Genomic DNA, 19128 nt, shown 5'->3' with positions numbered 1-19128 from the left:
GGAAGGACACTTTCCCGAGCAGGCGCACAGAAGGTCGACTGACCGCTGACAGCCTAGCGGATGAGGGTTGCGGAGGTCGCCCCCGTTGCCGCTGGGCGGCGCCGTGGGTTCGCGGCGTGTCGTCCGACCTGGGTGGTGTCCCCTGGGGTGGGCGGGCTGGAGGCGGCGTGATCAGGGTGTCGGCCGCAGCTCCTTCCCGGGCTTCGGCGGGGCGGTGGCGACGGGCGCGGGGCAGTCCGGCAGGAAATGCGCATCGATCACGCCGTCCAAGTGGTCCTTGATCCACTGGTTCGGGCGGGGGGTCGCGTCGATCGCTCGGTTCATGTGCGAAGGGCGGTGCGGGTGCGTCATGCCGACCTCCAAAGGGAGAGTTGACTGAGAAGATATTAGCGCGACCGTCCGTTCACTTTGGCCTTGGGGGTGAGTGTGGATGGACCTTGCGGGGGCGGTCGGGCGCGTTGAGGGGGATGCGCGCCATCGCGGCGCGAGGCTGCCCTTCGCCTCGTGGCTGTCGTAGTGGCGGGCGAGGGCCCCGATCAACTGCCGCTGTGTCAGGGGGTGGAGAGTGATGACGCGTCGGTGGCCACGTCGCGCAGGCGGTTCAGGATGCCCTTGGTCGCCTTGTCATAGCAGGTGAACTCGTTGTGCAGGACGGATTCGGCGTTGGCCATCTCCATCAGCGCCGCGAGCTCGAACACGAGCTGGGGTACGTCGGCGCCCTCGTCGATCTCACCTACCTGCTGCGCTTCGCGCACGGTCTGCTCGATGAAGGTGAACCAGTCGGTACGGGCCGCGGCGAGGGCGTCGTGGACCTTGCCCTCGCGGGCGTCGTACTCGGCCGAGACCGAGTAGAAGAAGCAGCCGCCCGGGAAGACCCGCTGCCGTGAGTAGTCGAGCCAGCCGGCACACAACCGCCACAGGCGGTCGAGGCCGGGTGGCAGGTCGCTGACCGGCTGGACGACGTGTGCCAGATAGACGTTGATGGCCGCCCGGACCGTGGCGAGCTGCAGGTCCTCCTTGGAGCCGAACAGTGCGAACACGCCGCTTTTGCTGAGCTTCAGCTCGGTCGCGAGCCGGCCCAGTGAGAGGCCCTCCAGGCCCTCGACGGAGGCGATCTCCACGGCGCGCTTCAGGACCAGCTGACGCGTCTGGTTCCCGCGCGCGATCCGTCCGTCGGTGTGTGTCGCCGGCATGTCCCGCCCATCCCCAGGGCCGAACCCTCATGGTGCCGCCGCCGGGGGCTCAGTCTACCGAGTAGGCGGACGATCGTGCGGTCAGTGTGGCGGCCGCTCCGGCGTCGGCGGCTGTGTCTGCGTCTACGCCTGGGTCCGCGCCCGTGGGCCGGGCCTGACGGTCCGGACCGTGCTCGACGAAGTCCAGGACGGCGCGTACGACGTCGGGGTCACCCAGGATCCGGCGGTGCCCGAGGCCGCTCGTGATGATCAGGCGTGCCTGATCACCGAATGCGGTGGCGAGCCGGCGCCCCTGTCCCACGCTGATCCTGGTGTCGTCCTCGTCGTGAATGATCAGGAGTGGGGGCTCCAGGTCCTTGACCGTGTTCACGGCGGAGAACGGCGTCCGGTCGGCCGGTATGCCGGGGAAGAGGTTCTTCGCGATGCGGTCGTGCAGTTGGGCCTTCAGCCGGTGGCGCAGTTTGAGGGCGGAGCAGAACTCGTCGACCAGATAGTCGAAGTCGCAGACCCCGCTGATGGTGACGATCCTCTTCGTCTTCACCCCGCCCTGCAACGCGAAGAGCGAGCCGAGGGCGCCGAGCGAGTGCGCCACCACGGCCTCGAACTCCCCGTGCTGACACTGGAGTTCTGTGAGGATGTCGCAGTACTCGAGGATCGTGGTGCTGCGGCCGGTGGCGTCGCCGTGGCCGGGTGCGTCGAAAGTGATGACGCTGTAGCCCCGGCTGAGGAGTCCGGGGACGAAGTCGGCAAGGTGTGAGCCGCGCGACTGCCAGCCGTGCACCAGGAGTACGGGCCGTTCGCCGTTGCCCCACCGGTAGGTCACTGCGGATTTGCCATTGATCTTCAGTCGCTTGGTGTCCGCGCCGGCGAACAGCTCTCGTTCCGTGGCACGCATGCCGCTCCGGGCGAGCGGCATGTGGAACAGGGCGCAGGCGCCCGCGCCCGCGAGTCCGCCCGGGACCCGGGAAGCGGTGTTGAGCGCGGCGCCGGCAAGTGACTCGGTGCGGACCATGTCCAGTACTCCTCGATAGGCGTCAGGGCATGCAAGTTAGCACGAACGACCGTGCTGTTATATGTCCCCGGGGAGTCCATCGCCCCTCTTTCGCAAGGAGAACGCCATGTCGGCCAGCATCTGGATCGCGCCATGGACGCCCGGCCCGGTGGCGGTCTACGCGCTAGGCGCCCGTGGCCCGCCGGGCACCCGGCCCGGCGGCGCCCGAGTGCGCCCATGGTGCGATGCGGCGAAGAGGTACAGCCTCCCGAGGGGCGGTCTGTCCGGAGCCGGATCAAGGTGCGAACGTCAGGGACGCGGCCTCCCACCCGAATCCGTCCGGGTCGGTGAACGCGCCGGCATCGCCGACGAGCGCGATCCGGTGCGAACCGGTGCCGTCGACGGGGACGCCGACGTCCTTGGCGAGGGCGCGGCGCCCGTACAGGGCCAGCTTGACGGGGCTTCCCTGGGTGTCGAACTCGACGTACTTGCTGCCGAAACTCTTGGCCACGGTGAGCCCGCGCTCGACGTAGAAGCGCTTGCTGGCGGTCACGCTCGCGGTGCCCAGCAGGAGCACCATCTGGTCGATCTGACCGGTGGCCGGGGCCGTGTCCTTCTTCGCGGAGGTTGCGATCTTCCAGATCGTTCCGTCGGGGGCCCGGACGACGCCGCCGTAGCCCCAGAATGACTTCGAGGCAGGCTTCAGGGCCGTGGCGCCGGCGGCGACGGCGGCGTCGACGAAGCCGCGGACGTCGGCCGGCTGGGCGACCGTGAGTGACAGCGAGAACCCGCGGAATCCCGTGGTGGGGGCATCCGAGGCCCGGAGGCCTACGCGCTCGTCCAGGCCGAAGGCGGTGTAGAAGCGGTGGGCGGCCGTGGTGTCGGCCACCTCGAGGGTGAGGGCTTCGATGGAGGTCATGTGCTTCACGCTAGATGTGACCCTGCCGCGGGTGCTTCTTGATTCCTGACCGGTTCAGCGCCCGTCCGGCAGGCCGTCGGCCGTACGCCGCTCGCTCGTTTCTGCGGTCAGCCGGTGACGGTGAACGTGAACGAGGTCAGAGTCCGTTCGCTGCGCGCCTTGAGCTGCTGGGCGGCCCCGTGCAGCCGGTGCGTCTCGGCCGGCGGAAGCGAGAGCGCGATGGCCGAGGGGACGGCGCCGATGGTGATGGGTACGGCGGCGCAGACCGTGTTCATCGCGTACTCGCCGATCTCGTGCACGGGCTCGCCCCTGCGGGCGCGGGCCAGGCGGCTGAGGCCGGTTTCGGGTTCCGTCACCGTGTTCCGGGTCAGCGGAACGGGCGGATGGCGGTCCAGGTGGTCCCGGCGGGAAGCCTCGTCGAGCTGGGCCAGGAGGCACTGGCCGATGGCGTGGGCGTGGGCGGATGCACCGAAGGGTGCGACCTCCTCGACACATGCGTGGGAGGGGCCGGGCACGGCGTGCGTGAGCCGTACCTCGCCGTCCAGGTAGAGCGCGTAGTAGACCGCGGCGTCCAGTTCGTGGGCCACGTCGGCCAGCCAGTGCAGAGGGTCGGAACCGGGGGCGGCGGGGCGGCCGAGGGTGGCGTGCCCGGGCAGGTACTGGCCCTGGTCGCGTTGCAGATAGCCCTCGTGCACCAGGGTGCGCAGCAAGTGGTACGTCGTGCTGAGCGGCAGTTGGGCGCGGCGGGCCAGGTGTTTCGCTGTGGCGCCGTGTGGATGGTCCGCCGCAGCCTCCATGAGCCGCAGGGCGCGCTGCACGGAGCCGATCAGGGTGGGGGTTGCGGAGGAGTCGGAAGGGCCGCGGGAGGCGGGAGGGGTGGGGGAGGCTGCGGGTGGCAGGGGCACGGACGCTCCAGACTGTCGCTCGGTAACGGAGATGGACACCGCGTTCGTGCACACCAGCGGACACCTGGGCGCGCGCCCAGGTTTGCGGCTTCCGACCGTTGGTCACCCCGGGGCATTTTCGCACTTCTCGTGAATCGGGGCGTTAGTGATGTGACGTGCGTCACTGGAACTTGCATGGCTGTGCGGACAAGACAGGACGTGAACTACTCGATGCACGCGCGCATTCGCGCGGGGGATCCGGAAGCCTTCAGGGAGCTATTCCGTGACTACGCGCAGCTGGTCTACCGGCATGCCGTGCGCAGTACGGGCAATTGGGCCGCGGCCGAGGACGTCGTGTCCCTGACCTTCCTGGAGGCGTGGCGGCTGCGGGAGAAGCTGAGGGACGAGGGGGAGACGCCCCGGCCATGGCTCATGGGCATTGCGGTCAATGTGCTGCGTAATACGGGGCGTGCCGCCCGGCGCCATGACCGGGCGCTGACCAGGTTGCCGCTGCGTGACGTACTGCCGGACTTCGCGGACGAGTTGGTCGGGCGCATAGCGGATTCCGAGGAGCTGGCCGCGGCCAAGGTGGCGCTGGGGAAGCTGCGCCGGTCCGAGCGCGAGGTGTTCACGCTGTGCGTCTGGTCGGGGCTCGGCTACGCGGAGGCTGCCGAGGCGCTGGGCGTACCTGTCGGGACGGTGAGGTCGCGGCTGTCGCGGGCCCGGGTCCGGCTGCGCAAGCTGACGGACGGGGAGTTGCGGAGTTCGCGGGAAAAGTTGGAACCGGCCGTGCCGCGCGGACAAGTACAGGGTGACCGCATCGCTGCGGTCCGGTCGAACGAGGAGAGTGGCCGATGATGCGCACCCCCTGGCGACGGCGTGAGCCGCTCGACCGTGTGGAGCTCGCCGGGTTGTTGCCGGGCCCGGGTGATCCCGAGCTGCCTCGAGACCGCCTGACAGCCCTGGAGGAGCACTTGATGAACGAGATTCAGCAGCATCAGGCCCGGCAGCAGTCGGATCCGCAGCCGCAGCCGCAGCCGCAGCCGCAGCCGCAGCCGCAGCCGCAGCCATGGCCGCAGTCGGATCCGCAGTCGGAGCGGTCGGCAGCCCTCTTTCCGCCGCCGCCTCCGGTGGTGGAGCGCCGGTCCCGCCGCAGGATTGCGCTGATCGGTGCGGCCGTGGCGGTGGCTGTGCTCGCCGGTGCGGTGGGTCTGGGCCGGCTGGGTCCGGGACGGGAGAGCGAGGGTGGAGGGCAGGCGATGGTGCCCGCTCCTGTCGTACGAGTGGTGCCGGGGACGACGCAGGGGCTGGGCAGCACCGTTGACCGGATCTCGGTGGCGGCCGGCAAGGAGCGGCAGACGGAGCCGGGGCCGGGGCAGTTCATCTACATCAGGAGTCAGGTGTCCTGGCTCTCCACCGACAACAACGTCGACTCGGGCGAGACGCGGACCTGGGTGCAGAAGCTGCATCCGCGCGAGGTGTGGCTGTCGCCGGACGGTCACAAGGGCTGGCTGATCGAGACGGGCAACGGCAACACGTCGAAGGAGGGCATGGGCCTGGACAGCGACGCCGACCCGTATCTGTCCGCCCCCAGTTACGACTACCTCAAGACTCTGCCGACCGATCCGGATGCGCTGTTGAAGAAGATCTACGCCGAATCCGAGGGCATGGGCAACGGCAAGGATCAGGAGGCCTTCACCGTCATCGGCGACCTGGTGAGGGAGCAGCTGATGACACCCGAGCTGACGGCGGCGTTGTATCGGGCCACGGCGAAGATTCCGGGGGTGGTGCTGGTGGACGAGGCCAGGGACGCGGTGGGGCGCGGCGGCATCGCGATCGCGCGGGCCGACGAGCACAGCGGGGAGCGCACGGAGTGGATCTTTGACGCGAAGTCGTTCTCGTATCTCGGTGAGCGCACTGTTCAGGTCCGGGAGGCCAATGGAATAGCGGCGGGCACCGTGACCGCGCGGACTGCGATCACTGAGCGGGCCGTGGTCGACGGGATGAAGGCGGCGCCGGGGAAGGGCAAGGCGTAGCGATTCTGCCTACGGCGCGCGGTGTGGGACGCGCGGTGGCAGGTGGGGGTGTGGCAGGCGGTGTCTTGACGGGGTGTGGGTGCGGGCCTAGCGTCGCGAAGATCGTGAGCATGTGACTAGGAAGGTCGTTCTTGCCGCACACCGATCGGACCCCAGCCACGCCACCCCCATCCGAGCCGCCCACGGCACAGGCCGAGACCACGGCACAGGCCGAGCCCGCAGCGGCGGCACACCCCGCAGCGGCGGCCGACCCAGCGGCAGCGGCCGAGGTGGCAGCCCGTGTGCATGCCACGCTGGCCGGGCCCGGGGGTCCGTTCGCTGTCGTACGGGCCGAGGACGGGCCGCAGGCGGGCTCGCTGGTGTACGCGGACGGGCCCAGGACGCTCCGTGAGTTCGTGGAGACCACGTGGGCGTTCGGGGACCAGCCGTTCCTGATCGCGGGGGAGCGCAGCTATGCGTACGGGGAGTTCTTCGCCGCCGCGTCCGCGCTGGCGTGCCGCCTGAGCGAGACGTACGGGCTCCGCCCGGGAGACCGGGCCGTGGTCGCGATGCGCAACCATCCGGAGTGGCAGATCGCGTTCTGGGCCGCCCAACTGGCCGGGCTGGTCGCCGTTCCGCTGAACGCATGGTGGACGGAGGGCGAGTTCACGTACGCGCTCGACGACTCCGGGCCGCGGGTGCTGCTGGTCGACGGTGAGCGGCTGCCGCTGGTGGCGGACTGGGCACGGAAGGCCGGGGCGCGCGTGATCGTCTTCCACGGCGAGGACCAGCACCACGCGCACGAGGGCCGCGCCGGGACGGCCGAGCGGGGTGAGGTCGCCGGACGGTATGCCGAGGGCATCGAGAGGTATGAGGACCTGCCGGCGCCCGATCCGTTCGCCGCGCCGCCCGAGGTCGAGATCCGGCCCGAGGACGACGCGACGATCATTTACACCTCGGGCACCACCGGCAGGCCCAAGGGCGCCGTCGCCACTCAGCTCGCCCAGGCAGGTGCAGCGCGCAACCCCCGCTTCCACGCGGCGGCCTCCGCGCTCGCCCGAGGGGTCATCCCCGGGCAGGGGCCCGCACCCGTCACGCTGCTGACGTTCCCGTTCTTCCACGTCGCCGCGTTCACCAGCCTCTATGCGGCGATGTCGGCCGGCGGCGCCGTCGTCCTGATGCACAAGTGGGACGCGGAGGAGGCGCTGCGGCTGATCCGGGAGCATCGCGTCACGCATTACGCCGGGGTGCCGGCGACCGCCCTGCAACTGCTTGCCGCGGCAGCCGGGACAGGAGACCGGCTGGAGAGCCTTCGGATGCTCAACACCGGTGGGGCGGCGGCACCTCGGGACCTGGTCGCGCAGCTGACCGCCCGCTACGGGGAGCGGATCGAGCCGCGCAACGGTTACGGGCTGACCGAGACCGGCGGCGGTGTGATGGCGAACTTCGGTGCCGAGTACCGGCTCCATCCGGGCAGCGTGGGGCGGCCGACGCCGAGCACCGAGGTGCGCATCGCCGGTCCGGCGGGCGAGGCGCTGCCCGACGGGGAGACCGGCGAGCTGTGGCTACGAGGCCAGGCATTGGTCCGTGGCTACTGGCAGGACGAGGAGGCCACGGCGCAGGCGTTCACCGGCGGCTGGTTCCGTACCGGAGACCTGGCGGTGACGCGGGAGGGGCGGGTCGACGTCGTCGACCGGATCAAGGACATGGTCGTCCGCGGCGGCGAGAACGTGTACTGCGTCGAGGTCGAGTCGGTGCTGCACGACCACCCGGACGTGGAGGACGCGGCAGTGTTGGGGGTGGCTCACCCGGTGCTCGGCGAGGAGGTCGCCGCGGTCGTCCGGCTCCGCCCCGGGGCCGGCGCCACGGCCGAGGAGTTGCGGGAGCACGTGGGGCGCAACCTGGCCGCGTTCAAGGTTCCCGCCCACGTGCTGGTGTCGGAGGGCCCGCTGCCTCGTAACGCCACCGGAAAAGTCCTCAAGCGTGAGTTGCGCGGACAGGTGGAGGCCGGGGTGGAGCGGGTCAGAGGCGAGTGATGCGTACGCGGTAGTCGCCCTTGGAGTCCTTGTCGAGTACCGAGATGCGGATCCCGTTGGCCCGGTCGGTGAAGGACTGGCCGGGCTGGAACGGGGCGTCGGAGAGTTCGGCGTGGACGTTGGGCAGCCGGGTGCAGCCGCTGCTGTCCTTGGTGCTGTCCGTGACGGACACGGGCCCCTGGCCGGTGTCGACGTCCGAGCTCACCTTGTAGATCAGCACACCTGGGCGGCACACCTCCTGGTCGTTGCCCGCCTGGGTCCGTACTTCCACCGCATAGCCGGATTCGGCGGTCAGCGGCACGAACGCCAGCTTCGTGCCGCCGTGGGTGGCCAGCGGTTCCAGGACGTGGTCGCTGGTGCCGGGCAGGGAGGCGCAGCTGATCTGGTTGTTGTCGAGCCAGCCGAGCTTCCACTTGTGCCAGCCCAGCAGGTCGTTGTTGGCGCCCCAGTCCTCCGACATGATGTCCCAGTGCCCGACTGAGCCTCCGCCCTCCATCGTGTAGAGGTCGGGCAGGCCGAAGACATGGCCGTTCTCGTGGGGCAGGACGCGGTAGCCGGTCTGGGAGTAGGAGCCCGAGCCGTCGTCCTGGCGGCTGTAGACGAAGGACGTGTTGGAGAGCGGTACGCCGTCCGCGTACGGGGCGTCGTCGTTGCCGGAGAAGGTCACGGACAGCACGGTGTCCAGGGCCGAAGGCCCGGCGTTGGGGGTGACCAGGATGTTGACGAGGTCGTATGCGGTGAAGTCCACCTTCGGGTCGGCGGCGGCGACGATGTCCTTGACGAGGTGGCGGTAGCCCGGCTCGTACGGCGATCCGCGCTCGATCCCGTATTCCGAGAACGGCAGCGGCATGCGCAGCCAGGACTTCACCGGGGCCTCGGGCACGTAGGTGAGCCGCCCGTAGGAACTGGTGCGGAACCAGTCCGTGGTCTGCGGGAAGAACTCCGCGAGCCGGTCCATGGCCGGCTCGGTCCCCGGCGCGTCAGGGAAGTCGATCATCAGGTTCAACGCGTGGACCTGGCCGGTGGAACGGGCATAGCCCGGCTGTGTGGGCATGCCCTCCGACATCTGCACCCCCATGGTCGACGATATCCGGCACGGGCCGAGACCGGCCGGCTGTGCGGTGGTCATCGGTCCGGCGGAGGCCCGGCTGGGCAGGGGCAGGGTGTTGCTGGCCGAGGCCAGGGCTGCGATGACCAGGGCCGTTGCCGCGCCGAGGGCGACCGGGTGGCGGTGCTTGCGTATCCGGTGGCGGGGCTGCTGCATAGAGGCGCCTTCGGGTCCGCGGCAGTCGGCCGACCCTGACTGCGCTCTGTCGATCAGCCTTAGCCGGGCGGTGCGGCGCCGCGCGTTGGGTGCGCCGATCGGTTGGTTTTTCCCGGTTCGGGCAATGTGACTCAGGTCACATGGGGGCGGGAAATAACCGGGGATCATTTCCCCGTTTGCACCGGTGTCCCTGTGAAACGGGGAGGCGTTCCCCGGTTACGCGGAGGACCGCAAGCGGAAGACCAGGAAGAGAAGGAGCGCCGCCGTGGACACCGTCGCCCGCACCGCAGCCGGAACCGCGCAGCCGCGTACGGCCCGCCCGAGGGCCGACGCGTTGCGCAACCGGGAGCGGATCGTGACGGCCGCGCGCGAGATGTTCGTCGAGTTCGGCCCCGATGTGCCGCTCGACGAGGTCGCCCGCCGCGCAGGCGTCGGCAACGCCACCCTCTACCGCAACTTCCCCGACCGGGCCGCACTGACCCATGAGGTCGTCCTCGCGGTCACCTCCCGCACCACCGACCGCGCCGAGGAGGCTGCGAACGAGGAGCAGGATCCCTTCGTCGCGCTCAGCCGCTTCGTGCACGCGGCGGCCGACGAACGGATCGGGGCCCTGTGCCCCATGCTGTCCGGCGGCTTCGACAAGGACCATCCCGAACTGCTCGCCGAGCGCCGGCGCCTCGAAGAGGCCGTCGACGGGCTCGTCGAGCGAGCCATGTCCGCGGGACGCCTGCGCACCGACATCGCCGTCGGCGACGTACTGGTCGTCCTCTCACAGCTCACCCGGCCGCTGCCAGGCATCGCCTGTCTGAACATCGACCGGTTCACCCACCGCCACATCCAGCTGTTCCTGGACGGACTGGAGGCTCCGGCCCGGTCCCGACTGCCCGGGACGGCGGCGACCTTGGAGGACCTGCGGCGCCGCGCCTGACCTCCGCGCCGGGATCCTGAACCGGATGCCCGGCCGCCTGTCCGCGACGCCTCGACCACCCCCTTCTTCCTGACCGGAACTCACCCACCACCCCACCCTCGCTTCCGTTTTCGCCCGGCCTCCACCGGGTTCCCCGGCCTTCACCGAACGCACGGTTCACGACCTCGCGCGCCTTCGCGCGTCCTTAGGTGGCTACCCCCATGTCAAAAACAGCTGATATCCGACTCCCGGACCCCAGTCGCTGGAAAGCGCTGGCGTTCATCGCACTCGCGCAGTTGATGGTCGTCCTCGACGCCACGATCGTGAACATCGCGCTTCCGCACGCCCAGACGGACCTCGGCATCACCGATGCCAACAAGCAGTGGGTCATCACGGCCTACGCCCTCGCCTTCGGCGGACTGCTGCTCTTCGGAGGCCGGATCGCCGACCTCTGGGGCCGTAAGCGCACCTTCGTCGTCGGTCTGATCGGCTTCGCGCTGGCGTCCGCACTCGGCGGCGCGGCGCAGAACCAGGGCATGCTGTTCGGCTCCCGCGCCCTTCAGGGTGTGTTCGGCGCGCTGCTCGCCCCGGCGGCCCTCTCGCTGCTCGCGGTGATGTTCACCGATGCCAAGGAGCGCGCCAAGGCGTTCGGCATCTACGGGGCGATCGCCGGTGGCGGTGGCGCCGTCGGCCTGATCCTCGGCGGTCTTCTCACCCAGACGCTGAACTGGCGCTGGACGTTCTTCGTCAACATCCCGTTCGCGATCGTCGCGGCCCTGGGCGCGTACTTCGTGATCCGCGAGCCGGCCGGCAGCCGTAACCGTTCGTCGCTCGACATCCCGGGCGTCGTCCTGTCCGCGCTGGGTCTGGTCTCGCTGGTGTACGGCTTCACCCGCGCCGAGTCCAGCGGCTGGTCGGACACGCTGACCATCGGTACGTTCATCGCCTCGGCTGTGCTGCTGCTGGCGTTCGTCCTGACCGAGGCCAAGGTCAAGTCGCCGCTGCTCCCGCTGCGCGTCGTGATGGACCGCAACCGCGGTGGCGTCTACCTCTCGCTGGGTCTGGCCATCATCGCGATGTTCGGCCTGTTCCTGTTCCTCACGTACTACCTGCAGGTCGTCAAGGGCTACTCGCCGATCAAGACGGGCTTCGCCTTCATGCCGATGATCGTCGGCATGATCACCGGTTCGACGCAGATCGGCGCCCGGCTGATGACGCGGGTCCCGGCCCGCATGCTGATGGCCCCCGGCTTCCTGACCGCCGGCATCGGCATGCTGCTGCTCACGCAGTTGGAGATCGACACGTCCTACGCGGCGGTCATCCTGCCGGGCCAGCTCCTGCTGGGCCTCGGTATGGGTACGGCGTTCATGCCCGCCATGTCGCTGGCCACGCACGGCATCGAGCCGCGTGACGCCGGTGTCGCCTCCGCGATGGTCAACACCTCGCAGCAGGTCGGCGGCGCGATCGGTACGGCGCTGCTCAACACCATCGCCGCCTCGGCCGCAACGGCGTACGCCACCTCGCACGCCGCGCTCGGTGCCACCGACCCGGAACTGCTGAAGCTCCAGTCGATGGTGCACGGCTTCACCGGTGCCATCTGGTGGGCCGTCGGCATCCTGGTGGTGGCCGCCGCGATCGCGGGGACCTTCATCAAGGCCGGCCGTCCGTCGGCCACCACGACGTCCGGGGGCACCGGTTCCGGTGACGCCGAGGGCGTCGAGGACGAGTTCAGGGTTCCGGTCGTCGCGCACTGACACCCGTGCGTGAAGGCCCGCGACTCCTGTGACGCGGTGTGAAGCGAGCTCTGCCCCGGTTCCGTATCCACGGAGCCGGGGCAGAGGCGCGTGCGGGAGCGTGCGCGGGTGTGGTCAGCGGAGCCAGGGGAGGTCCGCGTCGGTGCCTTCCGGCTGGAGCCCGGTCGCCATGACCTGCATGATCTCGCCCAGCGTGCGCACCTGCTCGGGGGTGAGCCGGTCGAACATCGCCTGGCGTACGGCGCTGACGTGCCCGGGTGCCGAGCGGCGGAGCATCTCGTGGCCCTCCTCGGTGAGGACCGCGTTCTGGCCGCGCTTGTCGGACGGGCAGTCCTCGCGGCGCACCCAGCCGCTCTTCTCCAGTCGGGCGACGGCGTGCGAGAGCCGGGAGCGGGTGATCTTGGCGTCCTTGGCCAGTTCGGTCATCCGCATCTGGCGTCGGGGCGCCTGGGAGAGCTGGACGAGCAGTCCGTAGTAGATGTGCGGCATGCCGGCATCGCGCTGCAACTGGCGGTCGAGGTGATCCTCCAGGAGCGTGGTGGCGTGCAGATACGCACGCCAGACGCTCTGTTCTTCGTCGGAGAGCCAGCGCGGCCCACCGGTGGATGCCGTGGTCATGTACTCCACTGTACGACCTTTTCTTGAAAGTTGAACTAGATAGAGCTAAGGTCTCCAAGGGTAGGAACTTGAAGATTAAAGAAAAGTTCCTATGGAAGGCCCTGTAGAAGACTTACCTTGAGTAGCAGTGGATGGGGAGTGTCATGACAGTCACCGCGGAGCGCATGCCCGCCCTCTATCTCTCCCACGGCGCGCCGCCGCTCGCCGACGACCCGGTCTGGCCGGGCGAACTGGCCGCCTGGTCCGCCGGGCTGCCGCGCCCCACCGCCGTCCTCATGGTCTCCGCCCACTGGGAGGAGGCCCCGCTCGCCCTGGGCGCCACCGAGACGATCCCGCTCGTCTACGACTTCTGGGGCTTTCCCGAGCACTACTACCAGGTGCAGTACGCCGCGCCGGGCGCCCCCGCCCTGGCCGAGAGCGTCCGCAAGTTGCTGCGCGGCGCCGGTACGCCGGTCCAGGACATCCCGGACCGGGGCCTCGACCATGGCGCGTACGTCCCGCTGGTGGAGATGTTCCCGGCGGCCGACATCCCGGTGCTCCAGATCTCCATGCCGACGCTGGACCCGCAGAAGCTGATGGACATCGGGCGCAAGCTCGCGCCGCTGCGCGACGAGGGCGTCCTGATCGTCGGCAGCGGCTTCTTCACCCACAACCTCGCCGCGCTGCGGCATCCGGGCGGCGGCACCCCCGCCTGGTCCACGGAGTTCGACGACTGGGGGCACCGCGCGCTCCAGGCGCAGGACATCGACGCGCTGCTGGACTTCGAGCACAAGTCACCGGCCGGCCGCCTGGCGCACCCGCGCACCGAGCACTTCGCCCCCCTCTTCGTCACGCTCGGGGCCGCGGAGCAGGAGCTGGACCAGGGGCGCAGCGTGATCGACGGCTTCTGGCTGGGCCTGGCCAAGCGCTCGCTGCAGTTCGGCTGAGGCGCGGGCCTCGCCTGCCGGGCCGCCCGGCAGGCGAAGGTGGCTGGTCAGAGCGCCGGAGGATTCAGCTCGACCGACCGGAGTGCGGCGGCCAGTGCGGTGGGGTCACCGACATCCAGTGCGGTGTCGGTGAACTTGATGGTGTGGTCGTCGCCGTGCGCGGCCGCCCGCGCGAAGACCTCTTCCGGGGACAGTCCGCCGGACTCGGCCGCGCGCTCGGCGGGCCGCGCCGGACAGTACGCGGCGGTGACCGCCGCGCTCGCCGCCCAGGCGGCCCCCAGGCTCGGCGCCCACAGCTCGCGGGGGAGCGCGGGAAGGGTGCGCAGGACGGCGTTGGGCGCGGTGGCGGCGTGCACCAGCATGATCGGCTCGCCGTATCCGTACGCCGCGTAGCGATGGGTGGCGGCCCGCACCAGTTCCTCCAGCCGGGCGCGGGCGGTGTCGGGATCGGTGACGGCGTGGCCCGGCCACGCGGGGAAGGCGGTCAGCTGACCCAGCCGGTTCCGGATGCCGCCGCTCTGGTCGGGCACCCGCGCCACGGCATCCAGCGCGGTGGCGGCGTCGGCTGCCGGAGCGAGCCAGGACAGCGGGGGCAGCGGCTGGTGGCGGGCCGCCCAGTAGCCGAGCGCGTGGGCCAGCTCGGTCACGCGAGGCGCGTTCTCCGGCGCGCCCAGCAAGGTGCGCACACTGTGGCCCACCCGGATCACCGGATGCGTCGCCCCGGCCGCGATGCCGGGCAGCAGTCGCGGCCACCACTCGGCGAGGACCTCGCGCCACGGGCGGTCGGCCGTCTCGCGCTCGAAGTACACCGCCCAGTCGGCGATGCGCCGCGGATCGCCGAGCGCCTCCTGCCAGTTCTCGGGGGTCACCTCGGCGGCCGGGTCCGGCATGTCCTCCAGCTTCTCCCGGTAGTGGTCGAGCCACCGGTGCACCTCCGGCGCCCGGCCGTGGCGCACCAGCGCCTCGACGGCCATCGGGGCGTGATTGCTCAGCCAGCCGCCGCGCTCGGGGCCGAAGGTGTGGAGCCGCTCCAGTGCTTCGTCGAGCGTGCCGGAGGTGTCGGACGGGGTGTACGTCGTGGGGTCCATGCGGAATCACGGTAGGCGCGGCGCCGGCGCCCGGTAACCGGCTGCGGTCCCGGATGGGGCGGGTGCCGGGACTAGGTCTGCGGTCCCAGACGTTTCTCGTACCAGGCGACGTCCCAGTACCGGTCGAACTTCCGGCCGACCTCCTCGTACGTGCCGATGTGGCGGAAGCCGAAGCGTTCGTGCAGCCGGACCGAGGAATCGTTGGGCTGGGTGATGCCCGCGTAGGCGCGACGCAGGTCCTCACCGGCGAGGGCCTCGAAGAGCGCCGAGTAGAGGAGGCTGCCGATGCCCCGTCCCGTGGCGTCGGGGGAGCAGTAGACGCTCACCTCGACGGAAGTGCAGTACGCCGCCTTGGGGCGGAACGCGCTGCTGGTGGCGTAGCCCAGGATCCGGGGGCCCGCCCCGCTCGTTTCGTCCACATTACGGACATCCTGAGCAACCAGAAGACGGTGTGGGCCGTCTTCAGGATGGGAGAGCAGCCACGGCAGGCGCTGCCCGGGGGTGAAGGGGGTCGTGTCGAATGTGAGGGCGGTCTCACGTACGTAATGGTTGTAGATGTCCGTGACGGCCTCCAGATCACTCTCGATGCCCGTCCTGACCTGCACTTCCGTGTCCAGTTGTGTCATGTGCCCTCCCTGGTGGCGCGACAGGGTACTGCATGATCGCGAAAATGAATGCCGGTCGTGGGAATTCTGTCCGGATTCCAGTCGTTGTTTCCATCGGATGCAGGGCACCCGAAAGGGTGTCGCGACCTACTCAGCAAGGGAGCTCGCATGGCAACCCGTGCCGTCGCCCGTCGTTCGTCCGCCACCGGCGGGACCAACCGGGCAAGCAGTGTTCGCGCCGTGGGCGGGGAGATCGCCGATCGCGACCTGGTCGGCATGTACCTGGACGAGATCGCGCGCACGCCGCTGCTCGATGCCGCCAAGGAGGTCGAGCTGTCGCAGACCCTGGAAGCAGGAGTTTTCGCGCGACAGGTCCTCGACGGTGCGGTGGAGAGCGAAGCCGGCGGGGCCTCGCGCGAGGAGCTGGAGGCGCTGGTCGCCGAGGGCGAGCGCGCCAAGGACGTATTCATCCGTTCCAACCTCCGGCTCGTCGTCGCCGTCGCCCGCCGCTATCCGCGGGCCGGGCTGCCCCTGCTCGACCTGATCCAGGAGGGCAACGCCGGTCTGGTGCGCGCGGTCGAGAAGTTCGACTACGCCAAGGGCTTCAAGTTCTCGACGTATGCGACTTGGTGGATCCGGCAGGCCATCACCCGTTCCATAGCCGACCAGTCCCGCACGATCCGGCTCCCCGTCCACCTGGTGGAGGAGCTCGGCCGGATCCGCCGTGTCCAGCGCGAGTTCAACCGTGAGAACGGGCGGGACCCGGAGCACTCGGAGATCGCCGCCGAGCTGGACTCGACCACGTCGCGGGTCAGCGACGTCCTGGACTGGGCCCGCGACCCGGTCAGTCTCAACATGTCGGTGGACGACAACGGCGACACGCAGTTCGGTGACCTCCTGGAGGACACCTCCGCGGTGTCACCCGAGCAGTCCGTGATGACGCTGCTGCGCAGCGAGGAGCTGGAGGAGCTGATCGGCAAGCTCGACAACCGCACCGCGTCGATTATCCGTATGCGGTACGGCATCGAGGACGGCCGTGAGCGGACCCTGACCGAGGTGGGCAAGCAGCACGGGCTCACCCGCGAGCGGATCCGCCAGATCGAGAAGCACGCGCTGCTCGAACTGAAGCGAATGGCTCACGACACGGGCTTTGACGCTGCGGCATGAGCCCTCGTCCAGTAACCTCCGAATTGGGCCGCTTCACATCGGTGGCCCCCTAGAGCTGAGTCCCGGCGCCCACCCCCCCCTGGCGCCGGGGCTCATTCTTTTTTCCGGTCCCGCGAAGGGCAGGCCCGCTATGCGGCAGGCGTCGCCGCCGCGCGGGTGAGCCTGCCGCCCAGGTCGCTCAGATACGACACCAGCTGCGGCGGCTGGTGCGCGGTGAACTCGCAGTCCACCAGTGCCAGGCGCAGTGCCACCCATTCCAGCGAGTCGGCCAGCACCGCCCGCAGCCTGCAACTGTGCTCGCCGGTCTGCTCCAGCGGCCCGATCGAGGCAGGCAGCCGCGAGGCCACGAACTCGGCGGGGGCCGCGAAGCTCACGTCGACCGCCAGCTCCGGCTGCCGGCGCGCCATGGAGCTGGTGAGGAACTCCGCCGCATCGCCGGTCGGCAGCTCCCGCGGCGTGAAACGGGCGCCGGTCGCGAACGGGTCACTCACCCGGTCGACCCGGAAGGTGCGCCAGTCCTCCCGCTCCAGGTCGTACGCGACGAGATACCAGCGCCACCCGGTGCTGACGAGGCGGTACGGCTCCACCTGCCGCCTCGTCTCGGCGCCGTCCCCCGCGCGGTACGCGAACCGCAGCCGCTCCCGCCCGGTGACCGCCGACGCCATCACGGTCAGCGTCTGCGGGTCGATCGTCGAGCCGTCCCCGCGGGCCAGCGGCATCGTCGCGTTCTGCAGGGTGGAGACCCGGTGGCGCAGCCGGGAGGGAAGCACCTGTTCCAGCTTGGCCAGCGCCCGTACGGAGGCCTCGTCGACGCCCTCGATGGCATGGCCGGCCCCGGCCCGCAGCCCCACCGCGATGGCCACCGCCTCCTCGTCGTCCAGCAGCAGCGGCGGCATCGCCGTACCGGCCACCAGCCGGTAGCCGCCGATCGAGCCGCGGGACGCCTCGACGGGATAGCCCAGGTCACGGAGGCGGTCGATGTCGCGGCGGATGGTGCGCGGGCTGACGTCGAGCCGGTCGGCGAGTTCACTGCCCGGCCACTCGCGCGGCGTCTGGAGCAGTGACAGCAGGTTCAGCAGTCGTGCCGGGGTGTCGGTCATGTCACTCAGGATGCCCGCCCATTGGGTCATGACCTGACCTAATCGACGTTTAACTTCCTCATATGACTTCTTCCGCATCCCTGCCGTCACCGGCGGACGCCTCGGCGGTGTCCCCGGATCCGTCGGACCGCCGCCGGTGGTTCGCACTGGCCATCGTGATGACCGCGGCCTTCATGGACCTGGTCGACGTCACGATCGTCAACATCGCCATCCCGAGCATCAAGGAAGACACCGGCGCCTCGTTCAGCTCGATCCAGTGGATCACCGCCGGGTACGCCCTGGCCTTCGCAGCCGGTCTGATCACCGGTGGCCGGCTCGGTGACATCTTCGGCCGCAAGCGGCTCTTCCTCATCGGGATCGGCGGCTTCACCGTGGCCTCCGCGCTCTGCGGATTCGCCGCCAACCCGGAGATGCTCGTCGCCTCTCGCATCCTCCAGGGCGGCACGGCCGCGCTGATGGTGCCGCAGGTGCTGTCCATCGTGCACGCCACCTTCCCCGCGCACGAGCGCGGCAAGGTCTTCGGCCTCTTCGGCGCGATCGTCGGCCTCGGTGCCGTGTCCGGGCCGCTGCTGGGCGCACTGCTCACCGAGTGGAACATCGCCGGTCTCGAGTGGCGCCCGATCTTCCTGATCAACTTGCCGGTCGGCATCGCGGGTCTGATCCTGGGACGGAAGTTCATCACCGAGTCCAAGGCGCCGAAGGCGCTGCGCCTCGACCTGGTCGGGGTGGTGCTGGTGACGCTGGGGATGCTCATGCTCATCTACCCGCTGACCCGTGGCGAGGAGCTCGGCTGGCCGCTCTGGGGCTACCTGTCGATGGCCGGCAGCATCGTCGTCTTCGCCGCCCTCGTGCTGTTCGAGCGGGCGAAGGCGCGCCGGGACGGTTCGCCGCTGGTCGAGCTGTCGCTGTTCCGGGTCAAGAGCTTCGCCGCGGGCATCGCCGTGCAGCTGACCTTCGGCATCGGCCTCGGCATCTTCTTCCTGGTCTGGACGCTGTACATGCAGGAGGGACTCGGCTGGAGCGCGCTGCGGGCCGGCACGACGGGTATCCCGTTCTCGGTCGCCGTCTCGTTCGCCGCCGGCATCTCCGTACAGAAGCTGGTGCCGCGCTTCGGGCGCAAGGTGCTCCAGGCGGGGGCGCTGCTCATGATCGCCGGCCTGCTGCTCTACATCTGGGAGTCCGACCGCTACGGCATGGGCATCACGTCCTGGCAGATGGCGCTGCCGCTGGTGGTCATGGGTGTCGGCATGGGGCTGATCGTGGCCCCGCTGGCCGACGCGGTGCTGTCCGAGGTGCCCAAGGAGCACGCGGGATCGGCCTCCGGACTGTTCAACACCGTGCAGCAGATGGGTAATGCGCTGGGGCTCGCGCTCGTCTCGGTCATCTTCATCGGGTCGATGGGCGACCATCTGACGCCGCCGCAGATCGGGCCGGCGTTCGCGGACGCCTTCGAGCACTCGCTGTGGTGGGTGGCCGGCGTGCTGGCGGTGATCTTCCTGGTGATGTTCGCGCTGCCGGCCCGGCCCAAGCAGCACGTCGAGGGCGGCGACGAGATCGCCGACGCCGTCGTGGAGCCCGCCAAGGAGCCGGTGCTGACGCACTGAGCAGACGGCAGGAAGCAGCGGAGGACGGAAGAATCCGACGGCGCCCGCACCCCGACG

The 19128-nt window shown here is 70.0% G+C and carries 18 protein-coding genes; 8 read left to right on the top strand and 10 right to left on the bottom strand.

What is annotated here, in order from left to right; genetic code table 11:
* Positions 1–171: 171 nt before the first annotated feature.
* The 5 genes from ACIBJG_RS12480 to ACIBJG_RS12460 form a co-directional block, all read right to left on the bottom strand.
* Positions 172–324, bottom strand: coding sequence for a hypothetical protein (locus tag ACIBJG_RS12480; RefSeq protein WP_399307459.1), 153 nt, complete (start codon positions 322–324; stop codon positions 172–174).
* Between the two features lie 227 nt (positions 325–551).
* The gene (locus ACIBJG_RS12475) at positions 552–1193 is read right to left on the bottom strand and encodes a TetR/AcrR family transcriptional regulator (protein ID WP_399307458.1); all 642 of its coding nucleotides are present in this window, start codon (positions 1191–1193) and stop codon (positions 552–554) included.
* Positions 1194–1242: 49 nt separating this feature from the next.
* Positions 1243–2205, bottom strand: a complete 963-nt coding sequence (locus tag ACIBJG_RS12470; protein ID WP_399307457.1) for an alpha/beta fold hydrolase — start codon at positions 2203–2205, stop codon at positions 1243–1245.
* A 274-nt stretch (positions 2206–2479) separates the two neighbouring features.
* Positions 2480–3103 carry a glyoxalase gene (locus tag ACIBJG_RS12465; protein WP_399307456.1) on the bottom strand — a complete coding sequence of 208 codons (624 nt, stop codon included), beginning with the start codon at positions 3101–3103 and terminating at the stop codon, positions 2480–2482.
* Positions 3104–3210: 107 nt separating this feature from the next.
* Positions 3211–4008 carry an IclR family transcriptional regulator gene (locus tag ACIBJG_RS12460; RefSeq protein WP_399307455.1) on the bottom strand — a complete coding sequence of 266 codons (798 nt, stop codon included), beginning with the start codon at positions 4006–4008 and terminating at the stop codon, positions 3211–3213.
* 210 nt (positions 4009–4218) lie between these two features.
* Between ACIBJG_RS12460 and ACIBJG_RS12455 the strand changes: the two genes are divergently transcribed.
* The 3 genes from ACIBJG_RS12455 to ACIBJG_RS12445 all read left to right on the top strand — a co-directional run bounded on the left by ACIBJG_RS12455 (position 4219) and on the right by ACIBJG_RS12445 (position 8038).
* A complete protein-coding gene (locus tag ACIBJG_RS12455; protein WP_399307640.1) occupies positions 4219–4845 on the top strand; it encodes an RNA polymerase sigma factor in 627 nt (208 codons plus the stop codon).
* A gap of 119 nt (positions 4846–4964) precedes the next feature.
* The gene (locus ACIBJG_RS12450) at positions 4965–6023 is read left to right on the top strand and encodes a CU044_5270 family protein (RefSeq protein ID WP_399307454.1); all 1059 of its coding nucleotides are present in this window, start codon (positions 4965–4967) and stop codon (positions 6021–6023) included.
* A gap of 281 nt (positions 6024–6304) precedes the next feature.
* Positions 6305–8038, top strand: a complete 1734-nt coding sequence (locus ACIBJG_RS12445) for a class I adenylate-forming enzyme family protein (protein ID WP_399307453.1) — start codon at positions 6305–6307, stop codon at positions 8036–8038.
* Here the strand turns inward: ACIBJG_RS12445 and ACIBJG_RS12440 are convergent.
* Positions 8025–9302 (bottom strand): M6 family metalloprotease domain-containing protein, encoded by a 1278-nt coding sequence (locus tag ACIBJG_RS12440; RefSeq protein WP_399307452.1) that lies wholly within the window; start codon positions 9300–9302, stop codon positions 8025–8027. The two genes, ACIBJG_RS12445 and ACIBJG_RS12440, sit on opposite strands and share 14 nt — an antisense overlap.
* A gap of 265 nt (positions 9303–9567) precedes the next feature.
* Here ACIBJG_RS12440 and ACIBJG_RS12435 point away from each other — a divergent pair, with 265 nt between their 5' ends.
* Complete coding sequence (locus ACIBJG_RS12435; protein ID WP_399307451.1) at positions 9568–10230, top strand: TetR/AcrR family transcriptional regulator; 663 nt, start codon at positions 9568–9570, stop codon at positions 10228–10230.
* Between the two features lie 200 nt (positions 10231–10430).
* Positions 10431–11963 (top strand): MFS transporter, encoded by a 1533-nt coding sequence (locus ACIBJG_RS12430; RefSeq protein ID WP_399307450.1) that lies wholly within the window; start codon positions 10431–10433, stop codon positions 11961–11963.
* Between the two features lie 114 nt (positions 11964–12077).
* On the opposite strand, the gene ACIBJG_RS12425 is transcribed toward ACIBJG_RS12430, so the two are convergent.
* On the bottom strand, positions 12078–12590 hold the full coding sequence (locus ACIBJG_RS12425) for a MarR family winged helix-turn-helix transcriptional regulator (RefSeq protein ID WP_399307449.1): 513 nt from the start codon (positions 12588–12590) through the stop codon (positions 12078–12080).
* 134 nt (positions 12591–12724) lie between these two features.
* Between ACIBJG_RS12425 and ACIBJG_RS12420 the strand changes: the two genes are divergently transcribed.
* Positions 12725–13507: a dioxygenase gene (locus tag ACIBJG_RS12420; protein ID WP_399307448.1), complete on the top strand. Its 783-nt coding sequence runs from the start codon at positions 12725–12727 to the stop codon at positions 13505–13507.
* A 47-nt stretch (positions 13508–13554) separates the two neighbouring features.
* Here ACIBJG_RS12420 and ACIBJG_RS12415 read toward each other — a convergent pair whose 3' ends face one another.
* The gene (locus ACIBJG_RS12415) at positions 13555–14595 is read right to left on the bottom strand and encodes a questin oxidase family protein (RefSeq protein ID WP_399307447.1); all 1041 of its coding nucleotides are present in this window, start codon (positions 14593–14595) and stop codon (positions 13555–13557) included.
* A gap of 71 nt (positions 14596–14666) precedes the next feature.
* Positions 14667–15221, bottom strand: a complete 555-nt coding sequence (locus tag ACIBJG_RS12410; protein ID WP_399307446.1) for a GNAT family N-acetyltransferase — start codon at positions 15219–15221, stop codon at positions 14667–14669.
* Positions 15222–15368: 147 nt separating this feature from the next.
* Between ACIBJG_RS12410 and ACIBJG_RS12405 the strand changes: the two genes are divergently transcribed.
* Complete coding sequence (locus tag ACIBJG_RS12405; protein WP_399307445.1) at positions 15369–16367, top strand: RNA polymerase sigma factor RpoD/SigA; 999 nt, start codon at positions 15369–15371, stop codon at positions 16365–16367.
* Between the two features lie 128 nt (positions 16368–16495).
* Here the strand turns inward: ACIBJG_RS12405 and ACIBJG_RS12400 are convergent, their stop codons facing one another.
* A complete protein-coding gene (locus ACIBJG_RS12400; RefSeq protein ID WP_399307444.1) occupies positions 16496–17467 on the bottom strand; it encodes a helix-turn-helix transcriptional regulator in 972 nt (323 codons plus the stop codon).
* A gap of 62 nt (positions 17468–17529) precedes the next feature.
* Between ACIBJG_RS12400 and ACIBJG_RS12395 the strand changes: the two genes are divergently transcribed.
* Positions 17530–19071 (top strand): MFS transporter, encoded by a 1542-nt coding sequence (locus ACIBJG_RS12395; protein WP_399307443.1) that lies wholly within the window; start codon positions 17530–17532, stop codon positions 19069–19071.
* Positions 19072–19128 lie beyond the last annotated feature (57 nt).

Source organism: Streptomyces sp. NPDC050422 (genome assembly GCF_044458665.1).
Lineage (GTDB): Bacteria > Actinomycetota > Actinomycetes > Streptomycetales > Streptomycetaceae > Streptomyces.
This window is presented reverse-complemented; position numbering and strand designations above follow the sequence as displayed.

What these genes read in the sequence shown, in the direction of transcription:
- ACIBJG_RS12480 (WP_399307459.1), bottom strand. Translation starts at nt 324, where the DNA reads ATGAACCGAGCGATCGACGCGACCCCCCGCCCGAACCAGTGGATCAAG.
- ACIBJG_RS12475 (WP_399307458.1), bottom strand. Translation starts at nt 1,193, where the DNA reads ATGCCGGCGACACACACCGACGGACGGATCGCGCGCGGGAACCAGACG.
- ACIBJG_RS12470 (WP_399307457.1), bottom strand. Translation starts at nt 2,205, where the DNA reads ATGGTCCGCACCGAGTCACTTGCCGGCGCCGCGCTCAACACCGCTTCC.
- ACIBJG_RS12465 (WP_399307456.1), bottom strand. Translation starts at nt 3,103, where the DNA reads ATGACCTCCATCGAAGCCCTCACCCTCGAGGTGGCCGACACCACGGCC.
- ACIBJG_RS12455 (WP_399307640.1), top strand. Translation starts at nt 4,219, where the DNA reads ATGCACGCGCGCATTCGCGCGGGGGATCCGGAAGCCTTCAGGGAGCTA.
- ACIBJG_RS12450 (WP_399307454.1), top strand. Translation starts at nt 4,965, where the DNA reads ATGAACGAGATTCAGCAGCATCAGGCCCGGCAGCAGTCGGATCCGCAG.
- ACIBJG_RS12440 (WP_399307452.1), bottom strand. Translation starts at nt 9,302, where the DNA reads ATGCAGCAGCCCCGCCACCGGATACGCAAGCACCGCCACCCGGTCGCC.
- ACIBJG_RS12430 (WP_399307450.1), top strand. Translation starts at nt 10,431, where the DNA reads ATGTCAAAAACAGCTGATATCCGACTCCCGGACCCCAGTCGCTGGAAA.
- ACIBJG_RS12420 (WP_399307448.1), top strand. Translation starts at nt 12,725, where the DNA reads ATGACAGTCACCGCGGAGCGCATGCCCGCCCTCTATCTCTCCCACGGC.
- ACIBJG_RS12415 (WP_399307447.1), bottom strand. Translation starts at nt 14,595, where the DNA reads ATGGACCCCACGACGTACACCCCGTCCGACACCTCCGGCACGCTCGAC.
- ACIBJG_RS12410 (WP_399307446.1), bottom strand. Translation starts at nt 15,221, where the DNA reads ATGACACAACTGGACACGGAAGTGCAGGTCAGGACGGGCATCGAGAGT.
- ACIBJG_RS12405 (WP_399307445.1), top strand. Translation starts at nt 15,369, where the DNA reads ATGGCAACCCGTGCCGTCGCCCGTCGTTCGTCCGCCACCGGCGGGACC.
- ACIBJG_RS12400 (WP_399307444.1), bottom strand. Translation starts at nt 17,467, where the DNA reads ATGACCGACACCCCGGCACGACTGCTGAACCTGCTGTCACTGCTCCAG.
- ACIBJG_RS12395 (WP_399307443.1), top strand. Translation starts at nt 17,530, where the DNA reads ATGACTTCTTCCGCATCCCTGCCGTCACCGGCGGACGCCTCGGCGGTG.